Below are 14,878 nucleotides of genomic sequence, written 5' to 3'. Positions count from 1 at the left end.
ACGATCGGAGGGGATGAGAGTTCTGTCCTCATGCCTGGGAGGCGCCGTGCCCGCGTTCGACATGCCGCTGGACCGACTGGAGAACCACCGCCCCGCCCCGGACGAGCCCGCCGGCTTCGACGCCTTCTGGCAGGCCACCCTCCGGGAGGCCGAGCCGCCCGGACCGACGGGACCCGTCCTGTCCGCCCGCCCGGTCGCCACCGGACTGCGGCTGTTCGACACCTGGGACGTGACCTTCCCGGGCTTCGCCGGCGATCCGGTGCGCGCCTGGTACACCCGCCCGGCCGGGTCGCCGGGGCCGCTGCCCGCCGTCGTCGAGTACGCCGGCTACGGCCGCGGCCGGGGCCTGCCCCACGAACGGCTCACCTGGCCCGCCGCCGGATACGCCCACCTGCTCATGGACAACCGCGGCCAGGGCGACCGGTACGGCAGCGGCGGCGCGACCCCGGACCCGCACGCCACGGCCCCCGGCGGACCGGGCCCCGCCGTACGCGGCCTGCTCGACCCGCGCGACTACCACTACCGCCGGCTGATCACCGACGCGGTCTGTGCGGTGGCCGCGCTGCGGGCGCTGCCCGGCGTGGACCCCGCGCGGGTGGCGGCGGTGGGCAACAGCCAGGGCGGCGGGCTCGCATTGGCCGTCGCCGGGCTGGTCCCCGACCTCGCGGCCGTCCTCGTCACCGCCCCGCTGCTGTGCGGCATCCGACGCGCCCTCGACCTCACCGACGAGGGTCCCTACGGCGAGATCTGCGCGTACCTCGCCGTGCACCGGGGCGCCGGGACGGCCGCGCTGCGCACCCTCTCCTACGTCGAGGGCCTCTCCTTCGCCCGCCGTGCCGCCGCCCCCGCGCACTTCGGCGTCGGCCTGCGCGACACGGTCTGCCCGCCCAGCGGCGCGTACGCCGCCTATAACCGCTACGGCGAGCTGACCGACCACGATCCGCCCCGTGAGCTGCACGCCTATCCGTTCAACGGACACGAGGGCGGCGAGGCGGCCCACGTACGACGCCAACTGGACTGGCTGGGGACCCTGTTGAGCCCGTGAGCACCGGGCGCCATGTCGCGGACCTCAAGGCGGCGGCGAGGGCATCGTGCTCCGAGCCGGCCTCCACAGCCTGCTTCCCGAGGACGGAAGCGGGCCTCCGCCCCCGGGAAGCAGACCGCACCGCCCATGCGCCCCCACGTGCCCTCGGTGCCCTCGCCCCCGGCGCGCAACCGGTTCACCCCGCCGCCCCGGCGGCAAGGATCGCGGCATGACTGCTCAACAGACGACGTCCCTGCTGGCGGGACTCGCCGTTCTGGTGCTCCTGGCCCGGCTGCTCGGCGCGGCGGCGCGGCGCCTGGGCCAGCCGGCGGTGATCGGGGAGGTACTGGCGGGCATCGCGCTGGGGCCGACTCTGTTCGACGGGGCGGTCTCCGACGCCCTGTTCCCCGACTCCGTACGGCCCTTGTTCGGCGCACTGGCCGCGGTCGGCATCGCCGTCTTCATGTTCATCATCGGCCTGGACTGGGACGCCGCCCTGATCCGCGGCATCGGCAGGCTCGCCGCGACCGTCTCGCTCAGCTCGATCCTGCTGCCCTTCGGCCTCGGCACGCTGCTGGCCCTGTACCTGCTGCGCGACCACGCCGCCGCCGACCGGACGACGTTCACGCTGTTCATGGGCATCGCCATGTCGATCACGGCGTTCCCGGTGCTGGCCCGCATCCTCACCGACCGCGGCATGGCGCGCACCCCGCTCGGCGTGGTGGCGCTGGCCTGCGCCTCCGTCGACGACGTGCTCGCCTGGTCACTGCTGGCCGCCGTGGTCGCCCTCAGCGGACCGGCCGGCCCGGAGGAGTGGCGCATCCTGCTCGCCGTCCCCTACCTGCTGGGCATGTTGTTCGTCGTACGCCCGCTGCTGCGCCGGCTCGCGGCCCGCACCACCCCTCTGCGGCTCACGCCGGGCGTGCTCGCCGGTGTCCTCGCGGGACTGCTGCTGTCCGCGGCCGCCACCGAGTGGCTGGGCCTGCACTACATCTTCGGCGCCTTCCTGTTCGGCGCGGTCCTCCCGCGCGCCGGCACCGAACGGCTGCGCGCCGACGTCCACGACCGCCTCGGCCAGCTGAGCGGCACCCTGCTGCTGCCGGTGTTCTTCCTGGTCGCGGGCCTCGGCGTCGACCTCTCCGGCCTGGACGCCGGCGGACTGGGCGACCTGGGCCTGATCCTCGCGGTGGCCATCGGCGGCAAGTTCGCGGGCGCCTTCACCGCGGCCCGCCTCCACCGCATGCCGGCCCGCGAGTCCGCCGCCCTCGCCACCTTGATGAACACCCGCGGCCTGACCGAACTGATCGTCCTGAACGTCGGCCGCGACCTCGGCATCCTCGGCCCGGACCTGTACTCCCTCATGGTCGTCATGGCCGTGGTGACGACAGCGATGGCGGGCCCCCTCCTGAACTGGCTCCAGGGCCGTTCCGGCAGCCTTGGAACCGGGTCCGCCCGGCCGGCGGAACGCACCGCGGACCCCGCGGTCTGAGGCTCACCCCGGGCGGCTCAAACGCCTGCCGGACAACGGCGGACGCACTATCCTCCTACCGCACGGAACCTTCGGGGGGCGGGGGACGCATGCGGTTCATCTTCGTTCACGGCACCGGGGTGCGCCGCCCGCGCTTCGACGAGCTGTTCGGACACGTCACGGAACGTCTGCTGAAGCGATTCCCGGACGCGGAGGTCGAACCCTGTTACTGGGGTGACGACTTCGGCACGACCCTGGCCGCCGATGGTGCGTCGGTGCCGGGCATGGGCCCGGCGGACACGCCGGCTCCCCGCGACGACCCGGAGTCAGCCGAGTGGCTGCTGCTCCTCACCGATCCGTACTGCGAACTCGGCCTCTTCGCGAAGCTCGACGCCACGGCCGACACCGGCCTCTTCATGCCCGGCGTACGGTCTCCCGGCGAAGCCCTGGCCGACCGCCTGGACAAGCTGCCCCGCGCCCTCGACCCGTCGGACGAACTGGCCGTCCTCCTCGCGGACACCGGTCTGCTCGGCGGGTACCGGGCAGCCCTGGACGCCGTGGCGCAGTCCGTCGAGTTCCGCGAGGCATGCGCGGCGGCCGAGGACGACGCGGTCGCCGCCGACCTCGCCTCCACCACCGCCCGCGCCGTGGTGGCCGTGCTGCTCGCCGGCGCCCGGAACACGACGCTGTGCACGGGTGACGAGCGGGACCGGATCGTCGACATCCTGAGCGACCGGCTGGGCGGCACGGGTCGCGGGGTGGTGACCCGGACCGCGGGAGTGCTCCTGAAACTCGCGTTACGGCTGACCAGACAGCCCGTACTCGACCGCTGGCGGGCGGAGTTCACCGCGGACCGGGCCACGGAAGCCGGCGACATTTTGCGCTACCAGGCACGCGGCGGCCCGCTGCGCGCCCACCTAGAGCAGGTGATCGCCGCAAGCCCGGAACCGCCGGTCGTGATCGGCCACAGCCTCGGCGGCATCGCCCTCGTCGACACCCTCGCCCTGGCCGCCCTGCGCCCGTCGCCCCTGCCCGTGCGGCTCCTGGTCACCGTCGGCTCCCAAGCCCCCTTCCTGCACGAACTCGGGGCCCTGGCCGGACTGCCGCCCCGTGCCGCGCTACCCCCCGGCTTCCCCGACTGGCTCAACATCTACGACCGCCGCGACCTGCTCGCCTACCTCGCCGAGCCCGTCTTCCCGGACGACGACCGGGTCACCGATCACGAGGTGCGCAGCCGCCAGCCCTTCCCCGTCTCGCACAGCGCCTACTGGAGGCTCGACCCGGTCTTCGACCGCATCGGTGAGGCACTGCGGTGACGAGCGACTGCACCGCCACCGGGACGCCGATCGCGCCGGAGCGGACCTTCGCCCTCGTCGTCGGCGTCGAGCAGTACGACATAGGCGCCTCCATGTCCCTGTCCGGGGCGGCCCGCGACGCACTGCGGTTCGCCGCATGGCTCACCGACACGGCCGGAGTGCCGCGGAGCAACGTCCGGATGCTGCTCTCACCCCTGGACCGGAACCGGATCGACCCCGAGGCCAAGCCGGCCACCCGCGAGAACGTGGAGGCCGCACTCTTCAAGGACCTTCCCGATCAGAACGGGGACCTGCTGTGGATCTACTGGGCGGGACACGGCTTCCTCGACGACTACAACCAGCTGCTGCTCCCCTACGCCGACGCCACGAATCGCCACACCACCCACCTCAACCTCACCTCGGCGCTGCGTTGGTGGAAGTCGGACAAGGTGAGCGGCGGACGGTTCCGCCGTCTCGTCGCCATCGGCGACTCCTGCCGCATCGACAAGAGACGGGCCAAGGACCTGGGGTTCGTCACCGTGGACTACCAGGCCGGAACGCCCGTCCCCGAGCGTCTGCAGTTCACCCTCTATGCGACCCGCCCCGGCGAGACGGCCAAGAATCAGGCGGAGCGGGACGCGGGTCAGTTCACGCACACCCTGCTCGGTCATCTGGACGGCATGCCCCTGGAGTACGCCGTCCGCGGCCTGGTCGGCGTCGCGCAGGCCGTCCAGGCGGACTTCACGCTCATGAAGAAGAAGGGCACGGCCTGGCAGGAGCCGCAGTTCGAGATCGGCCGGGACTGGAACGGCTCGTCCCTCTTCGGCGACCACTGGACCGACGACGGCACGGCGTCCGGGCCGGCCGGCGCGCCCGTCCTCGACCAGCTCGCCTGGAGCGAACTCGGGGAGCTGCTGAAGGACTGCCCCTTGCCCCCGTACACCTTCGAGGCCTACCGCTGGGCGTTCGAGGTGACCGGCTGCGTACCTCCCGACGAGCACCGGCTGCCGTCGCAGCACCTGACGGAGATCGTGCGCGATCTCGACAGCCGCCAGGGGACCAGCCACCCGCTTCCGCTGGCTCTGCCGTTCATCCGGCACCTGGCGTCCCGCTCCTCCCGCTCCGAGTGGGCCGCGCAGGCGGAGTCCTGGGTGGAGCGCACCCGTGAACGGCTCGGCGCGGCGCCCGTCGCCGTTCCTCCCGGCCGCACCCCCGAGCGCCCCGCGCTGCACATCCGGCTCGCCCCGGAAACGGGGGACGCGTTCCGGGTGGGGCTCTGGCTGTTCGACGGAGACTTCCGCAAGGTCGGTGACTGGGAACGGCCGATGGACCTCGATGCCGTACGCGTGACGCTCGGCACCCACCTCCTGGCCGCCACCGCGCGCCCGCCGGCCCGGATCGAGTTTCATGTGCCGTACGACCTGCTGCACGAGCCGTTCGAGACCTGGCGGATACCGACCGGCCGCGGCGACCGGACCGCGGCCCTCGGCTCGCGGTACGAGGTGGTGCTGCGGTGCCCCGAGGAACGCCAAGGGCTGGCGGAGGCACCGTGGCGGAACAAGTGGCGATGGTACGAGACCCACGGCGGCCTGCACCCGGACGCCGTGCGCCAGATCGGTGACCACGAGGTCTGCGAGAACCTGGCCGACGAGCTGCAGCTGACCGAGCCGCCCGTCTGCGTGCTGGCCGAGGTGACCGAATCGCGTGTGACGGAGACGCTGGACGCGGTCCTCGACGGCGGGATCCCGATCGCCGTGTGGCGCCGCCCCGCCGCGGAGGACGGCGCGACCGGATCGATCCGCGCCCTGCTCGGGGCGGAGCCGTCGGCCGCGCTCGACGTACAGACGCTGCCCGCCCGGCTGAGGAGGGCCTGCAGCGCCCGCCACCCGCTGGCCCTGCTCTGGGACCATCCCGGGCGGATCCCCCCGGTGCGAAGGTCGTTGTCCACATGAACCGCCCGACCGCTGTCACGCTCCGCCCAGTGTGCGGCACGAGCCGCCCGTTCCGTCGTCTGCGAGGAAGAACCGGATGAACCCGACCAAGGACTGGTGGATCTACCGCGGCACGGGCACCCCGGAACAGAAGCAGGCCAGGCTGGCCGAACACCGGCCGCCCTGGCGGGTGTTCCAGGGTGAGCCCGACCCGGGGTACGCCCCACCCACCACCTCGGGCCCCGCCTGGGACGATACCCGTGAGCGCGGGTCCGGCTACGTGCCCGACGAGGACGAGGTGAACGCCGTCAACACGGCCCTCTATCTCCGCCGCCCGCTGCTCGTCACCGGCAAGCCGGGGGTGGGCAAGTCGACACTGGCGCACAGCATCGCCGCCGACCTGGGGCTCGGGCCCGTGCTGCACTGGCCGGTGACGAGCCGGAGTTCACTGCGGGACGGGCTCTACCAGTACGACGCGATCGGAAGGTTGCACGACGCGAACCTCCAGCACCTGGAGGCGAAGCGGGGCCGGCCACGTCGGGGCGGAGGCGGGCGCTTCCCCGGAGCGGGCGGCCGGACACCGGGCAGGCCGGGTACACATGAGGGCTCCATCGCTCCGTATCTGCGGCTCGGGCCGCTCGGTACGGCGCTGCTGCCGCAGGAGCGCCCGCGAGTGCTGCTCGTCGACGAGATCGACAAGAGCGACATCGACCTCCCGGGCGATCTGCTCACCGTCTTCGAAGAGGGCTCGTTCGAGATCCCCGAGCTGGCGCGGATCGCCGCCCGGCAGCCCCGGCTCAGCGTCGGCACACAGGACGACCCCGAGGTACGGGTCACCATCGAGCGCGGACGGGTCCAGTGCCGCGCCTTCCCCGTCGTCGTACTGACCAGCAACGGCGAACGCGACTTCCCGCCCCCGTTCCTGCGTCGCTGCATCCGGCTGCATGTCGAACCACCCGGCGAGGAGAAGCTGACGCAGATCGTCCGGCAGCGGCTGAGGCTCGACGAGACGACGGGCGACGACCGCTACCGCGACATCGTCAGAAACTTCATCGAGCGCCGGGCGGAGGGCGACCTCGCGACCGACCAGCTGCTCAACGCGGTGCAGCTGCGGCTCAGCGGCGCCTGGTCCGACCCCGCGGACCGGACCAAGTTCCTGGACACCGCGCTGCAGCGGTTGACAGGTCCCCAGGCGTGATCGAGGACCTGTTCCGCGCCCTTCGGGACGCCGACGCGGGAGCCGGTCCCGAGGAGCTGGCGGACGTCCTCTGGCTGGCCGCGCGCATCGGCCCCACCGACGACCACCCCGCGGACGGCCTGCCGGACCCCGCCGACGGACCTGCGCGGCCGCCGGACGCGGAGGCCGCTGCGGGGACCCCCGACGCGGCCCCCGCACCGGACGAGGAGTTCTACAGCGCCACCGACGTGGAAGACGCCCCCCGCCCTGCACGCCATGGTGTCGAACTCGTCCGCATCCGCCGCGCCCCGTCGCTGCGGGACCCGCTGGCCGTGATGCGGGCACTGCGGCCCCTGGCCCGACGCACCGGACGGACCGCGGACGACCCCGGGGACCACGCACGCGAACTCGACGAGGAACTCACCGTCCGCCGCACCGTCGAACACCGTTTCCCGATGCCGGTGCTACGCCCCCGCAAGGCCCGCTGGCTGGAGCTCGCGCTCGTCGTGGACGCCCACCACTCGATGGTGCTGTGGCACGACCTGGTCGGTGGACTGCGCCGGGCGTTCGTCCAGACCGGCATCTTCCGCGACGTACGCACCTGGTACCTGCGCGGCACGGACTCGGGCGCGGCGGAATCCCTGTGCGTGTCCCGCGCCCCCGACGGCGCGCCCCGCAGCGTCCAGGAGGTGTCCGACCCGTCGGGCCACCGTATGGTCCTGGTGGTCACCGACACCGTGGCGGGCGGATGGGCCACACCGGGGATGGCGCACATGCTGGGCCAGTGGTCCGGTCACGGCCCGCTGGCCCTGCTCAACGTCCTGCCGCGCCGGCTGTGGGACCGAGGCGCTGTCATGCCCCGCCCCGTTCCGGTCCGCACCGTCGGACCCGCCGCGCCCAACACGTCGTGGCAGCTCGGCCCCACCACCGGCGGCCGCCGACGCCGGCGTGCCTCGACGGACGGCATCGCGATCCCGGTGGTGGCGGCCGACGCCGCTTCCGTCACCGTCCTGGCGAACCTGGTGGCGGGCAATGGCCAGTGGACCACGGTGCCGTGCCTGACGATCCCGCGCGCCCCGCACGAGCCGGCTCCCGGTACGGACCCCCATCTCCCGGGCAACCGCACCGCCGACACCGAGGACACCGCCGACACCGCCGAGATCCTGCGACGGTTCCGGGCCGGCGCGTCGCCGCTCGCCCAGAGACTGGCGGGCCACCTGTCCGCCGTCCCCCTGAACCTCCCGGTGATGAACCTGGTCCGGCAGATCATGCTGCCCGAGTCGGAGCACGGTCACCTGGCCGAGGTCGCCCTGGGCGGCCTCTTCGAGCCGTGGGAACAGGACGCCCGCGCGTGCGCGTCCGACCCCGACCGGATTCCCTTCGACTTCCGTCCCGGTGTTCGGGAGGCCCTGCTCGGCGGGCAGCGCCGCGACACCGTCACCAGCGTCCAGGAGCTGGTACGGCGTGCGATGGGCGCGGCCGTCACCGAGCGGGGCGCCGCAAGTGGCGGCGACTTCCCGGCGGGGCGCAGAGCGGCGCAGCGGACGTCCGCGCAGGGCGGCCGCGGGCTCGTCCCGGGGGCATCACCCTTCGCGGCGCGGGCGGACGGGGTGGCTGCGGTCGGCTCGGCCGGGGAGGTCGAGCCCGTGGACGACTATGTGGAGCGCGAGGGGGACGAGCGTCTGCGCGCGGCTCTTGGCCGCGCTCGACAAGGGCTGAGCTCGATCCTGCTGATAGTGGGCGACTCCCGGTCGGACGTGGCAACGGCCGTCGCGCGGGCCCTGCGTACGCTCCCTGACGACTGGAACCGATGGTCACCGTGGGACGCGGACGAGCTGGTGCGGGGAGTGGACCGGATCCGTCCACGTACGGTCGTACGACTGCACGACCTCAGCTCCTTCGTCCTCGCGCGCGGTCCTCGTCCCCAGCACGTCAGTCAGCTGATGGTCCGTCTGATCGAGAACAACGCCGAGCGGACCCCCGTCCTCGTCCTGGCCGAGACGACCGTCGCCGAGATGAACGCCCTCCTGCACGACGAATCAGAGGAAGCGCGGTCCTTCCAGTACCTGATGGGTCGCATCGAGGTGGTGCGGCAGCTGCCCGTGGCCCAGGAGGCCGCGGCGGCGATGAGACGTGTCGAAGAGGCACCGCTGTTCCCCAGGAGCATGCTCCGCGCGGCGATGGACATGCGGCGACTGGGCCTCAGCCGGGATATGCCACTTCGGCTGCTCGAAGCCGCCACCCGTGTCTACGTTCCGGACGGCAATGCGGACGTCCGGTCGTCCGGCACGATGGCGGAGGCACTGGCCTATGCGCTTGCGCAGGACCCACCGCTCATGCGCCGGTCACCCGGCCCGCCGGAGCGGTACCGGCTCACCGACGTGGTGGACTGGGCCGGCCGACGTGAGAGCACGGACGTCGACCCGCCCGAGGAACTGTGGCCGGTGCTGGCCCGCTTCGCCGACCGTGAGTCCCTGACCACGCTCGCCCGGACCGCGCGGGACTCGGGAAGGGAAGAGGTGGCCGGGCTCCTCGAGCACGCCTTCGCGTTCCTTGACACCTCCCGGGAATCGTCCAGCGCCATCTGGCGGCTCGTCACCGATGCCGTGCAGCGTCTGGTGCACGTCCGGAGCGGAACGGTCGAACAGGGCTCGGGGATCCTGCTCTCAGGGCAGGGGGAGGTACTGACGCCCGATCTGGGGTATCCGGGGACTGACGAACTCGTCCTGGTCCGCAGCTGGGGTCCGGCGGACGACTTGCCCGCGCGGCGTGTCTCGCACCTGCCGTCAGGTCTGGTCTCACTGACCACGGCAGCGCGCCTGTCGCTGCCGAGCGTGGTGCCCGCAGCGGTACCACCCCTGGGGGAACGAGTCCTCGCCGTCGGGCTCGACGCAGACGGTTCGCATCGGCTGGTGGTCGTGCTCAGCTGCCAGGTCACGGCCGTCGATGGCACGAGCTACCTCCTGGAGCCGATCTTCGACGCGCCCTGGCCCCTGGTCGGGGCAGCGATCGTCAGTCTGCGGGGGCAGCTGATCGGTGTGGTGGTGAAGCTGAACCAGCGGGACAACCGGCTCGTCGCCGAGCGGATCCCTGTCGCCTCGCCGTCCGGTGGGCGAGCCTCCGACCGGTCCGTCCCCGCCCTTCTCGACCCCGCCCGCTCACGCGCCGTCCTCGCTGCGGCGGACCTGCCGGATGCCGAAGCCTTGACGTACACGCTCGCCCTGGCCCTGGGGCGAGGACGTGAGGAGGGCCACCTGGACGCCGGCAACGTCTCGGTCCTCTCGAACTCCAGCCCTCGTGAGGCGCTCGACACGATCGTCCGCGTCGCCCAGCAAGCCGAACACACCTTTCTTCTCCACTACTGCGGTCCAGTAGTGACGGAGGCAGACAACGACGTCTTCCTCACCTTCTCCGACACGGTCCGCTCCACTCGCCCTCCGGTCAGCCTTTCGCTCAACGCTCTGGGGACGGTGTTGCAGCACAGCCCGGCCCGGTACAAGGTGCTCCTCCTCGACAGCCCCGTCCGTGACATGGGCATCCTCAGGTCATGGTTCGCATCGCGGGCGCGCGATGGCGCGTCCTGGTCGCTCTTGGCGGGCCCGCAGTCCGGGAGGCACCTCGCTCCCTTCACCGGGGATCTCGCCCGAGTGCTCACCGCCGGTGTCGAGGGCGGTCCCGAAATCCTGACGCTGCGCGCGGTAACCGAGGCGCTCATCGACCGCGGACGCGCAAGGGACACAGGGGAGGTACAGCTCCTGGAGCGGCGGGGCAGGGGGTCCGTCCCGGCGCTGCTCCTGCGAAACCGCGCCTACGGGCCCTATGACGAAGGCGTCGTGAAGTGGTTCAACGACGCGAAGGGCTTCGGCTTCATCACCCTGGACGACGGCGAGGACGTCTTCGTGCACTACAGCGCGATCGAACTGCCGGGCTTCCGGAAACTGGAGGCGGGTCAACGCGTCCGGGTCCGGCTCGTGCGCGGCCCGAAGGGACTCCAGGCCGCGCACGTCCGCGTCATGGCTGAGTGATCGCCTCCGGCTCCTCCGGCACCGTGGGCGGCTCCGCCGGTGTCGGCTGGGGGGCTTGGAAGAGGACCGCCCGGACCACCGGTGGGGCGAACAGGGCGGTGACGGGCGCGGAGAGGGTCAGTACGGCGCGGAAGGCGCGGCCCACGACGGGGTCGCTGGGGTAGCGCTCTTGGACGCGCCGCAGGTACCACTCGGCGGCGCGGTCCGCGGGCCGGGCGGCGACCGCGGTGCCGAGCGCGCCGGGCATCTTGCGGTCGGCACCGGCGGAGATGTCCCAGGCCTGCCGGGAGGCCGCGAGGACGGCCCGCTGGACGCGCAGCGTGGTGGGAGTGCGGCGGGGATCGGCGAGCGCGTCGCGCAGGGCGACCGCGCTCATCGCGGCGACGGCCATGCCCTGCCCGTAGATCGGGTTGAAGGTGCACAGGGCGTCGCCGGTGGCGAGGAACCCGGCGGGGCGGCGGCCGGGCAGGTCGTAGCGGCGGCGGACGTTGGCGGTCCGCCGGTAGCCGAACGCCGGGGAGAGCGGCTCGGCCTCGTCCAGCCAGCGGTGCAGCAGCGGATGCGGCAGCCGCTTGGCGTACGTCGCGAACGCGTCGTCGTCCGTGGGCGGTTCGTCGCCGCGCAGGCCCGAGACGATGACCAGGTGGGTGCCGTCCTCCAGCGGCAGCGCACCGCCGCCGTGGACCTGGGCGGGGCTGGGGTAGACGTAGTAGCCGGCGGTGTCGCCGCCGAGGACTCCGTCCTTGCCGCGGTAGACGCGGGAGGCGTAGGCGAGCCCGGTGTCGATGGTCTCCTCGCGCGGGGCCTCGGCGCCGATCGCGGTGAGCCACTGCGGGGCCTTGGTCCCGCTGCCGGACGCGTCGACGACCAGGTCGGCGTCGAGGGTCCGCTGCTCGCCGCGGGCGTCGCCGGAGCGGTCCCGCACCAGCACGCCGCGCACGCGCGAGGCGTCACCGGCCAGTCCGACGACGTCGGTGCCCTCGACCACGCTGATCACCGGGTTGGCCAGCACCCGCCGTCGCAGCAGCTCCTCCAGCTGGGCGCGGGAGCCGGTGTAGATGTGGGTCGTCGCGGGCACCCGGCGGAACCAGCGCTCGTCCTGCCTGAGCACCAGGTCCGACGGCATGCCCACCCGCGGCGCGCCCGCCGCCCGCAGGTCCGCGAGGAAGCCCGGCAGCAGCGACTCCAGCGCCGTCTGTCCGCCCTCCAGCAGCACATGCGGGTGCCGGCCCTGCGCCACCCCGGGCCGCGGCTGCGCCCCGTCCGGGAACCGGTCGCGCTCGACGACCGTCACCCGGTCCGCGTGCCCGGCGAGCACGTGCGCCGCGAGCAGCCCCGCGAGACTGCCCCCGACGACGACCGCGTGCCGCCCGGCCGGGATGCCGTCCTCGCTCCGACTGCCCTTGTCTCCAGCAGAGTTCACCGATCCGCTCCCCGGTCACCTGGTCGTGAGAGGTCACCAGTATTCCGGTCCGCACGGCGGGCCGAGGGCGTTTCGGGTCAGTTCGGGCGGGGTCCCCTCACGCCTCGTCGGTGTGGAGCCGCAGCGCGATCGAGTTGATGCAGTACCGCTGGTCCGTCGGCGTCGGATACCCCTCACCTTCGAACACGTGCCCGAGGTGTGAGCCGCAGCGGGCGCACCGCACCTCGGTGCGCACCATGCCGTGGGAGCGGTCCTCCACCAGCTCCACGGCGTCGGTGTCCTTGGGGTCGTAGAAGGACGGCCAGCCGCAGTGGGACTCGAACTTGGTGTCGGAGGTGAACAGCTCGGCGCCGCAGGCGCGGCACGAGTAGACGCCCTTGGTCTTGGTGTCGGTGTACTCACCGGTGAACGCGGGCTCGGTCGCGGCCTGGCGCAGCACCGCGTACTCGGCCGGGGACAGCTCCGCGCGCCACTGCTCGTCCGGCTTCTCGACGTCGTACGGCATGTGCTTCAGCCCCTTACTTCGACTGGCTCGACAGACGGTCCAGGATGCGCGGGCCGAGGTCGGTGACGTCGCCCGCGCCCATGGTGAGAACGAGATCGCCGGGGCGGGCCATTCCCGCGATCACGTCCGGCACCTCGGCCTTGTCGTGCACGGCCGTCACCTCGGCGCCCGCCGCGCGGGCCGCGTCGATGATCAGGTCGCTGGTGACCCCGGGGATCGGGTCCTCGCGGGCCGGGTAGATGTCGAGGACCACGGACGCGTCCGCGAGCGCCAGGGACTCGCCCATCTCCTTGCCCAGCTCCTGGGTGCGGGAGAACAGGTGCGGCTGGAAGACGACGAGGATGCGGGCCTCGCCGGCCGCCCCGCGCATCGCCTCCAGGTCGGCGGTCATCTCGGTCGGGTGGTGGGCGTAGGAGTCGATCACCTGCACGCCGGCGGCCTCGCCCTTGAGCTGGAGGCGGCGCTTGACGCCGGTGTACGCGGCGAGCGCCGGCGCCAGCTCGGCCGCCGGGACGCCCAGGGCCGCGCCCGCCGCGAGGGCGGCGACCGCGTTGTGGGCGTAGTGGCGGCCGGGGACGGAGACCGTGAAGGTGAGCGGCGCGCCGTCCAGCTCGACGGTGACCTCGCTCCTGAGGCCCTGCGGGACGACGGACAGGATCCGGACGTCGGCGTCGGCCGACTCGCCGTACGTGACCGTCTTCACCGTGCCGCCCAGCCGGCGGGTCAGCTCGCGCGCGCCCTCGTGGTCCGCGGAGATCACCAGGGTGCCGCCGGGGACGATCTTGCCGGCGAAGGTCTCGAAGGACTCGTGGATCTCGTCCATCGAGGCGTAGTTGGCGTGGTGGTCCAGCTCCACGTTGAGGACGATGGCGACCTCGGGGGCGTACTTGTGGAAGCTGCGGTCGCTCTCGTCGGCCTCGGCGACGAAGATCTCGCCGTCGCCGTGGTGCGCGTTGGAGCCGGGCGCGTCCAGGTCGCCGCCGATGGCGTACGACGGGTCCAGGCCCAGCGCGGTCAGGGAGACGGCGAGCATCGACGTCGTGGTCGTCTTGCCGTGGGTGCCCGCGACCGCGATCGGGCGCAGGCCGTCCATCAGCGCGGCGAGGGCGTCGGAGCGGTGCACGACGGGGATGCCCAGCTCGGCGGCGCGGGCCAGCTCGGGGTTGTCGGCGCGGATCGCCGAGGAGACGACCACGCAGCTCGCGTCGTCGGCGAGGTGCTCGGCGGCGTGCCCGATGTGCACGGTGGCGCCCAGCGCGCGCAGCGCCTCGGCGGTCGCCGAGTCCTTGGCGTCACTGCCGGCGACCTTGGCGCCGCGCTGCGCGAGGATCTTGGCGATGCCCGACATTCCGGCGCCGCCGATGCCGATGAAGTGCGGTCGGTCCATGGCGGTAGGAAGGCCGGGTGCCATGCGTGTCTTCTCCCCAGGTGCGGTACGCCGGGACGCTGGGCGGCGTCTCGGCAGGCGGTACGTCGGTGGGCGCGTCCCGGCCGCGGTCGGCCGGGGGCGCGCCGCCCAAGCCTATGCCTTGCTGTGGGAGAACAGTTTGAGCACCGGCACCCCGACCTTGTGCCGGGCCCGCGACGCCCAGTCGCGGTGGAAGAACTCCTCCACGTAGTGGGGATCGGTCAGGACGATCACCTCGTCCGCCCCGACCTCCGCGACCAGGGACTTCAGCGCGTCCAGCGGGTGGTCCTCGATCAGCCGCCCGTCGGCCGTGCTGCCCGCCGCGCGCAGGGCTCTCAGCGATACGTCGAGCGCCTGTTCCCCGGCGCTTCTGGCCTCCTCGCCCTCGGGCGTCTCCCCTTCACGCACGGCCTCCTCGACGGCGCCGAGGGCGAGGTCGTCGATGGCCCGCAGCAGACGGTCGGCCTGCTCGCCGCGCGGCTGCAGCAGCACGTGGAAGCGGACCGGCTCGTCGCCGTGCAAGGTGGTGACGAACTCCACGTCGGCGGACGTCAGGGCCTTCTCGATCATCAAAACGCTTGTGAACACCAGGCGCCCCTTCTCCTTCGAGGGCTTTCGCGCC

The 14,878-nt window shown here is 72.9% G+C and carries 10 protein-coding genes; 6 read left to right on the top strand and 4 right to left on the bottom strand.

Going from position 1 to position 14,878, the window contains the following annotated elements:
- Nucleotides 1-46 precede the first annotated feature (46 nt).
- The 6 genes from G7Z13_RS27255 (at nucleotide 47) to G7Z13_RS34150 (ending at nucleotide 10,920) form a co-directional block, all read left to right on the top strand.
- On the top strand, nucleotides 47-1,045 hold the full coding sequence (locus G7Z13_RS27255; protein WP_166002862.1) for an acetylxylan esterase: 999 nt from the start codon (nucleotides 47-49) through the stop codon (nucleotides 1,043-1,045).
- 208 nt (nucleotides 1,046-1,253) lie between these two features.
- Nucleotides 1,254-2,513, top strand: coding sequence for a cation:proton antiporter (locus G7Z13_RS27250; RefSeq protein WP_166002861.1), 1,260 nt, complete (start codon nucleotides 1,254-1,256; stop codon nucleotides 2,511-2,513).
- An 89-nt stretch (nucleotides 2,514-2,602) separates the two neighbouring features.
- The gene (locus G7Z13_RS27245; protein WP_166002860.1) at nucleotides 2,603-3,808 is read left to right on the top strand and encodes a hypothetical protein; all 1,206 of its coding nucleotides are present in this window, start codon (nucleotides 2,603-2,605) and stop codon (nucleotides 3,806-3,808) included.
- On the top strand, nucleotides 3,805-5,739 hold the full coding sequence (locus G7Z13_RS27240; protein ID WP_166002859.1) for a caspase family protein: 1,935 nt from the start codon (nucleotides 3,805-3,807) through the stop codon (nucleotides 5,737-5,739). Before G7Z13_RS27245 ends, G7Z13_RS27240 begins: the two co-directional genes overlap by 4 nt.
- Before the next feature lie 76 nt (nucleotides 5,740-5,815).
- Nucleotides 5,816-6,916 carry a MoxR family ATPase gene (locus G7Z13_RS27235; RefSeq protein WP_166002858.1) on the top strand — a complete coding sequence of 367 codons (1,101 nt, stop codon included), beginning with the start codon at nucleotides 5,816-5,818 and terminating at the stop codon, nucleotides 6,914-6,916.
- The gene (locus G7Z13_RS34150; RefSeq protein ID WP_277347417.1) at nucleotides 6,913-10,920 is read left to right on the top strand and encodes a cold shock domain-containing protein; all 4,008 of its coding nucleotides are present in this window, start codon (nucleotides 6,913-6,915) and stop codon (nucleotides 10,918-10,920) included. Before G7Z13_RS27235 ends, G7Z13_RS34150 begins: the two co-directional genes overlap by 4 nt.
- Here the strand turns inward: G7Z13_RS34150 and G7Z13_RS27225 are convergent.
- The 4 genes from G7Z13_RS27225 to G7Z13_RS27210 all read right to left on the bottom strand — a co-directional run bounded on the left by G7Z13_RS27225 (nucleotide 10,907) and on the right by G7Z13_RS27210 (nucleotide 14,844).
- The gene (locus G7Z13_RS27225; RefSeq protein WP_166005339.1) at nucleotides 10,907-12,301 is read right to left on the bottom strand and encodes an FAD-dependent monooxygenase; all 1,395 of its coding nucleotides are present in this window, start codon (nucleotides 12,299-12,301) and stop codon (nucleotides 10,907-10,909) included. The two genes, G7Z13_RS34150 and G7Z13_RS27225, sit on opposite strands and share 14 nt — an antisense overlap.
- Before the next feature lie 139 nt (nucleotides 12,302-12,440).
- The gene (msrB, locus tag G7Z13_RS27220) at nucleotides 12,441-12,848 is read right to left on the bottom strand and encodes a peptide-methionine (R)-S-oxide reductase MsrB (RefSeq protein ID WP_166002857.1); all 408 of its coding nucleotides are present in this window, start codon (nucleotides 12,846-12,848) and stop codon (nucleotides 12,441-12,443) included.
- A gap of 13 nt (nucleotides 12,849-12,861) precedes the next feature.
- Nucleotides 12,862-14,259 carry a UDP-N-acetylmuramate--L-alanine ligase gene (murC, locus tag G7Z13_RS27215; RefSeq protein WP_166002856.1) on the bottom strand — a complete coding sequence of 466 codons (1,398 nt, stop codon included), beginning with the start codon at nucleotides 14,257-14,259 and terminating at the stop codon, nucleotides 12,862-12,864.
- Between the two features lie 111 nt (nucleotides 14,260-14,370).
- A complete protein-coding gene (locus G7Z13_RS27210) occupies nucleotides 14,371-14,844 on the bottom strand; it encodes an indole-3-glycerol phosphate synthase (protein ID WP_206313153.1) in 474 nt (157 codons plus the stop codon).
- Between the last annotated feature and the right edge of the window lie 34 nt (nucleotides 14,845-14,878).

The organism is Streptomyces sp. JB150, assembly GCF_011193355.1.
GTDB lineage: Bacteria > Actinomycetota > Actinomycetes > Streptomycetales > Streptomycetaceae > Streptomyces.
This window is presented reverse-complemented; position numbering and strand designations above follow the sequence as displayed.

Excerpts from the sequence above, each read along its gene's own strand:
- G7Z13_RS27250 (WP_166002861.1), top strand. The coding sequence starts at position 1,254 with ATGACTGCTCAACAGACGACGTCCCTGCTGGCGGGACTCGCCGTTCTG.
- G7Z13_RS27245 (WP_166002860.1), top strand. The coding sequence starts at position 2,603 with ATGCGGTTCATCTTCGTTCACGGCACCGGGGTGCGCCGCCCGCGCTTC.
- G7Z13_RS27235 (WP_166002858.1), top strand. The coding sequence starts at position 5,816 with ATGAACCCGACCAAGGACTGGTGGATCTACCGCGGCACGGGCACCCCG.
- msrB (WP_166002857.1), bottom strand. The coding sequence starts at position 12,848 with ATGCCGTACGACGTCGAGAAGCCGGACGAGCAGTGGCGCGCGGAGCTG.
- murC (WP_166002856.1), bottom strand. The coding sequence starts at position 14,259 with ATGGCACCCGGCCTTCCTACCGCCATGGACCGACCGCACTTCATCGGC.